1 protein-coding gene is annotated in these 1,178 nt (G+C 45.8%); it reads right to left on the reverse strand.

All coding sequences use genetic code 11. From position 1 onward, the window contains the following. Positions 1-751 precede the first annotated feature (751 nt). Positions 752-1,178: hypothetical protein (locus D5R40_RS36780; RefSeq protein WP_161565188.1), on the reverse strand; the 427-nt coding region annotated here is incomplete at its 5' end.

Here is a 1,178-nt window from a genome sequence, read left to right on the forward strand (position 1 = left end):
CACTGAAGCTGCGACTGACAATGCCGCAATTATCAGAGGAGCGGCTAAGGAATTGATTTAAATAGTTGCCAATCCCAAAGCCATTTCCAGTCATATTGAAACTCAGGTCTATGCAGGATGCTGTTGGAGGCAGGTTATCGGTAACTGTTACATTGGCGGTGCAAGTGGATTCAACACCAATGTGGTCCTTACATATAGGGTTACAGCGCTGCATGGTGCCTAAATATCACAATCGAAATCGTTTGAGAAGCAGTGAATGAACTGATGTTGCTACAATTATCGGAACTTCCCGTTATCCAATTCAACAGGAATCAAGGTATAGGTCATTTTCATCCAGACCCAATAGTGATATCTTGGCATATGGGAACGGGGCGACTATTGTCTTGGATGGTTAGATTACTGGTACAGGAGCTTGGTTTTCCGTTTGCCATCCTCCGCCCGTAAGGGTTAGGATGTTTAAGTCCGCATCATCGCAATCAAAGATCGATTGACTAAGACTATAGCTGAGGTCGGTACAATTATTGGAAATACTCCCGGTTATCCACTTCTGCGACCGTAAGCTCACACCGCCATTGCATCCAGTTCTTTAATAATAGTTTCTTCCTGGCATAGGGCAGTAGGGTCTCTTATCCACAAAAAGGTGTAGAGGTACAAGTAGCACTATTGCCGGCGTACCGACGGTGAGGGTGACCTTTTGATTGCATATCCTCGCAATCTAAATGAACTTGGACTATGCTCATCGCGGCGAAGTTCATGGCCCAAAGGTGGAACCATTGTCTATATCAGCTACACTTATATCAATCCGTCCCTCCATTAAATTCATGATTTGGGTAGGCTGGCATTTGGCGATAGCTTGCTCTGAGGGGTCCACTTGGACGGTAACGCCAGCCTCGCAACTACTAGAGACACCATGAGAGCCAATCACTGTTAAGGTAACCGTTTGAAGCCCTAGATCATCGCAATCAAAGCTACTTTCAGAGACGGATAAAACCGAGATCACAGGGGCGGTGGACCCATCGTCTACAAGATCTGCAAAACTGTTATTCGAATAGGACCCATTGACTAGATTGACCGTAATATCCTTGCATTTTGCTTCTGGTTCCTCTTCGGTTACCTCAACGACAATAGTGGTGCTTGAGCTGACCACCACCGCCTCATCAAAAGAGGTATTCTTGACT

This window comes from Okeania hirsuta (assembly GCF_003838195.1).
GTDB lineage: Bacteria > Cyanobacteriota > Cyanobacteriia > Cyanobacteriales > Microcoleaceae > Okeania > Okeania hirsuta.